Annotated in this window: 3 protein-coding genes; 2 read left to right on the forward strand and 1 reads right to left on the reverse strand. The window is 61.6% G+C overall.

Features of this window, described 5'->3' with window-relative positions; genetic code table 11:
• Window positions 1-2560: hypothetical protein (locus JNL55_RS16450; RefSeq protein WP_293855717.1), on the forward strand; the 2560-nt coding region annotated here is incomplete at its 5' end.
• Between the two features lie 81 nt (window positions 2561-2641).
• Window positions 2642-4099, forward strand: coding sequence for a decarboxylating NADP(+)-dependent phosphogluconate dehydrogenase (gene gnd / locus JNL55_RS16455; RefSeq protein ID WP_293855720.1), 1458 nt, complete (start codon window positions 2642-2644; stop codon window positions 4097-4099).
• A 504-nt stretch (window positions 4100-4603) separates the two neighbouring features.
• Here the strand turns inward: gnd and JNL55_RS16460 are convergent.
• A partial coding sequence (locus tag JNL55_RS16460) for a methyl-accepting chemotaxis protein (protein WP_293855723.1) occupies window positions 4604-5394 on the reverse strand: 791 nt, incomplete at its 5' end.

Genomic DNA, 5394 nt, shown 5'->3' on the forward strand with positions numbered 1-5394 from the left:
CATCGCCACGCTGTCGGGCTGCAGTAAAGCGCCGCCGGAGCCGCCGCCCACGCCTCCGCCGCTCAGCAAACAAGGGCTGTCGCTGTCTTCCTGGAAGGCTGCTTCGCCCGATCTGCATGATCGACTGTTGCTCGCTCATGCGTTGGCTAAGGGCGATACCGAAGGGTTTGTTCTGGTGGCCACTGATGTTGGCCGGACTCCGTCCGTTGCTGCCGCCATCGCTTCGCTCGGCGGGAATATTCAAACGCGCTTTGATGATGTGGGGTATTTGCGAGTGCGCCTCGCGCTCGATCGTCTTGCTGACGTCAGCGCGCTACCCGATGTGTTGATGGCACATTTAGATGGCGGCGGGGCGCATGGGTTGTATGCGAACGATAGCGATCGTGTGCGCTACGCGCTGCCTGCCGAGACCTCGTCGCGGCCTCGTGTCGAACTGGATGTCGCCGGGTTGTCGCTGAATGCCACCGACACTCTGCTCGGTGCCGACGTTGGTTCGCCGACCACGATGCTGGCGGCTGAGATCGAATCTCTGTTGCAAGCCGCGGCCAGCGCGGAGATCAACGTGCTCGCACGTGATCAAGAGGGCGGGCGATTTCCTGGCGGCGGTTCGGATTTGTTTGCGCTCATGGCGAATCGAGCCGTCGAGGTTTACGGCAAACCCTTGCTGTTCGCCGCCAGCGCGCGCTCGGAGGCGGCGGGCTCGCCTTCCGGCGCCGCCGGCGGGTTCGGGCAGCTTGAAAGTGTGGCCGGCGCGTCGAGCGGGCGGCGTGTGATCTCAGTTGGTGAATACACGAGCAGCGCTGACGCGCGCTCGCGTTCCGTTATCGCTGGTGCCGCGGGCACGAGTTCAAGGGCGGCATCGCTGGGTGTTGCTGCCGAGGGCGCAAGTTCAAAGGCGGCATCGCTTGGTGCCAGCGCCGACGGCGAAATTCCGTTGGCGGCTGCGAGAGGGCCGGCGGCGGATGGGGCTGCGAAGCCGGATCTGTTGATGCAGGGTGGAGTCGAAGCCGCAGGGGCTGCGACGGACGCTCTCATCGCTGCGGCACGAGCTGAGAATCTCCCGGCCGATGCACGTCACATCACCTGGGCCTTGCGCATGAGCGCGAGCAGGTTGGATCGATACCAAGCGCACGAGCAGGGCTTCGGTGTCATCGACACCGAGAAGGCCTTGGGCCTGTTGAAGCAGCTGAAAGCAAAGCAGCTCGATCTACCCGACATTCAAAACCGAGCACCCGTCAAAACTTATTTCTCTCGTTTCTTACCAGAGCCCAACTTGGGCCAGGGCCTGTACGAGCGCGAGGGCTGGCTGGTAGGCCAGAAAGACACGCGCACTATCACGTTGCTGAGGCAGAGCGGAGCGGCGACGCCGCTGGCGTACACATTGGAATGGCGCGGCAACGACGGAACATTCAAATCAACCAGCCAAGAAATCACGCTGACGTTGAACGAACCTGTGACAGTCCCAGTAGAAATAGCAGCGACAGACGCCGGCGTGCACAGCGCCCATCTGTATCTAACAGACCAGGCCAGCGGCCTACCCGTGCACGCCGTGATGACCACCATCATTGCAGCAGAACCCTTCAAAGCTTCAAACGGGTATCGAGTCGAACATCGCGAGCAAACGGTTCAAGCCGCCGAGGCGAAAAGATACTTCCTGGACATTCCGCCAAACATTTCTTCGCTGCGAATCGATGCAAGCGTCGGCGTCGGCCGCGCGCAACTCTCACTCAACGGCGGTGCGCTCGACCTGCCGCCATCAAAGGCCGTGACAGCGGGGCAGCCAGCGGTGCTGCTGGTTCCGTATCCGCCGCCAGGCGTCTATGAACTAACGGCGACATCCGCCAACGCACCTGTAACGAACTTGCAGGTAACTGCCTCGACTCGCTACGTCGATTCGCAGCTCGACGAAAAGCCGCCGACCAACAATGCGACCACGCTGTGGATGAACAACATCTACGCTCCGATACAACGCAGCGCCATCCTCACGACCGTTGGTGCGCGACGAATGCTCAAAGACACGGGAGGTCTGAATGGCCTGCGTGCGTACAACATTACCGTCGAGCCCGGCAGCACATCGTTACGCGTGGCTGTGGCGCCACCGGATGGCAGAACGCGCGTTGGACTGTATCTCTACGACTGTGCCAGCGGCACCTGCAAGCTGTGGGACAGCGACGTGCTCACGCGCCCCGTGAACAAGGCACTGGTCGTTCCCAATCCTCGCTCCGGTCTTTGGCGAGTCGTGGTCGACGCCACCGCGCCCGGCGTAGCATTCGAGTACACCGAAATCGTCACGCATCCCCGCTTCGGCAGCGGCACAGTGGAAGGCAACGACGTGGAACGGCGCACCGGCGCCCGCTGGAATCAAAAGGTCAGCTACCAAGTCACCCTGGCACCGCCCTTCGGCCATGACCTGGTCGGCCTGATGGATGTCGTCGATCCGGCCAGCGAAGGCGACGAACGCGCCGCGCCCTTCAGCGACTGGCAGGCCAGCGGCGATGGCCGCAATCAGCCGCTGCGCCCGCTGCGTTTGTCCACCCAGGTCATCGCGTTGACCCATTGATGAAGCAAGGTGCGCACAATCGTTCCTAGCCTTGCCCGGCCAACTCTCGTATAAAACGGCATTCGGCTCCGGAGAGCACAGATGACCACCGAGTTCGCAGATGTAGGTTTGATCGGTCTGGCCGTGATGGGCGAGAACCTGGCACTGAACATGGAGAGCCGCGGTTTCCGCGTCGCCGTGTTCAATCGTACGACGGCGCGGGTGGATGACTTCATTCAAGGTCGTGCCAAAGGTAAGCGTTTCCTCGGCGCGCACGATTTGAAAGAATTCGTCGGCTCGCTGAGCCGGCCTCGCAAGATCGTGATGCTGGTGAAAGCCGGCAGTGCGGTCGATCAGCTCATCGAACAACTGCTGCCCTTGCTCGAGCCCGGCGACATTCTGATCGACGGCGGCAACAGCTTGTTCACCGACACCATCCGCCGCACCAAGCGTGTCGAAGACAGCGGCATGTTGTTCGTCGGCTCCGGCGTGTCCGGCGGCGAAGAGGGCGCGCTGAACGGCCCGTCATTGATGCCGGGCGGCAGCGCGGCCGCGTGGCCGCACATCAAACCTATCTTCCAAGCGATCTGCGCGCGCACGCCGGAAGGTGAGCCGTGCTGTGACTGGATGGGCGAAAACGGCGCCGGTCATTTCGTGAAAATGATCCACAACGGCATCGAATATGGCGACATGCAACTCATCGGCGAAACCTATGATGTGATGAAACGCGTGCTCGGCATGAGCAACGCCGAGATGCATCAAGTGTTCGCCGAGTGGAATCGCGCCGAGCTGGACAGCTACTTGATCGAGATCACTCGCGACATCCTCGGCTTCGTCGACAAGAACGGCGAGGCGACCATCGACGTGATCGTGGATGCGGCCGGTCAGAAAGGCACGGGCAAGTGGACGGTGGTCGAGGCGCTGGATCAGGGCATTCCATTGACCCTGATCGGTGAGGCCGTGTTTGCTCGGGCGCTGTCAGCGGCGAAGGAAGAGCGCGTACAGGCGGCCAAGCAACTCAAGCCTGCGGTCACTGAGTTCAAGGGCGACCGCCAACAACTGATCGATGACCTGCGACAGGCTTTGTATGCTTCTAAGATCATCAGCTATGCGCAGGGCTATCAGCTGCTGCGGGCGGCGGCCAAAACGTACCAGTGGAATTTGAATTACGGCGGCATCGCGCTGGTCTGGCGCGGTGGCTGCATCATTCGTTCGGCGTTCCTGGGCGACATCAAGAAAGCGTTCGAGCGCGATTCGCAGCTGGTCAACCTGTTGCTGGATCCGTTTTTCCGGGACGCGGTGTCGACGCGTCAGGCTGGCTGGCGGCGTGCCATCGTCGCGGCCGTGCAAAGCGGTATTCCAGTGCCGTGCATGGGCGCTGCGTTGTCGTATTTCGACGGCTATCGCGCCGAGCGGTTGCCGGCGAACCTGTTGCAAGCTCAGCGGGATTTTTTCGGCGCTCACACCTATGAGCGTATCGATCAGCCGCGCGGTCAATTCTTCCACACGGATTGGACCGGACACGGCGGCGCGACCACTTCACGCTCTTACAGCGCTTAGTTTGTTCGCTGGCATTGCTCAGCGCTCATCGCAAAAAATAACGCGGGCGATATGAGTTGAATATCGCCCGCCGATAAGAGACTGTGGTTCGCGTCGGTGGTAGGGCCTGTTAACACTCATTGGATGGGCTGCGTTGCGCCTCCAATCGCCTGCAGCAAGGCGCAAAGCGCAGCCCTTATGTCGATAAGGGCAAGCTTTGTAACGCAGCGGCAGGCGATTCGAGGCGCAACCCTTTCAATGAATAAATATCCTTTATGGGACGATCTATTGCGGTTCAGGACGTCGTTGCGACTCCACTTGTGTACAAGAGAGTACACGGCGGTCGTCGCGCCTAGCCCTGAACCGCAATAGATCGTCGCAGCCCATCCAATGAGTGTTAACAGGCCCTATCGTCAAGAACACCGCTGGCAAAGGAACTGCTGGGTGTCGGCGCGCCGCGGACTACAAAGCTCGTGACGGTGAGCTTTGAATCCGCGGCGTCCGTTTAACCCTGCGCCTTCTCGTTCAAAACTCCTGCCACACGCTATCGTCGCCGCTGGCCTTGGCCATCGGCGCGCTGCTCGCGGCCGGGCGGCTCATCGGTTTAGCCGGCTTGCGGACCGGCATCGGGCGGACCGCGGCGCGTGGCGCGGAAGAAACATTCGATGCGCGGCTCGCTGGAGCGGCAGCGACCTGGTAGCCACCGCTGCTGCTGGAGAAGAACGACATCTTCTCGACCAGCACTTGCGCCTGTTGTTCCATCGCCTTGCTGGCGGCGGCTGCTTCTTCGACCAATGCTGCGTTCTGCTGCGTCGTCGTATCCATCTGCGTGACCGCGGTGTTCACCTGGTCGATGCCGCTGGCCTGTTCTTCGCTGGCCGCAGAAATCTCGGCGACGATGTCAGCAACGCGTTTGACGCTGGCGACGATTTCAGCGAGCGACTTGCCCGACTCATCGACCAACTGCGTGCCGGCCTGCACCTTGGACACGGAGTCGTTGATGAGCTCTTTGATTTCCTTCGCTGCCGTGGCGCTGCGCTGAGCGAGGCTGCGCACTTCGGTGGCAACCACGGCGAAGCCGCGACCCTGTTCACCGGCACGCGCGGCTTCGACCGCAGCGTTCAAGGCGAGCAAGTTGGTTTGGAAAGCGATCTCGTCGATGACGTTGATGATGTCGGCGATGCGCTTGCTGGCATCGTTGATCTCGCCCATGGCGCTGACCGCACGGTTCACCACTGAGCCGCCACGATCGGCCTGGTCACGCGCACCGACGGCGAGCTGGCTGGCCTGACGCGCGTTATCGGCGTTCTGCTTCA

The organism is Steroidobacter sp., from assembly GCF_016790065.1.
Classification (GTDB): domain Bacteria; phylum Pseudomonadota; class Gammaproteobacteria; order Steroidobacterales; family Steroidobacteraceae; genus Steroidobacter.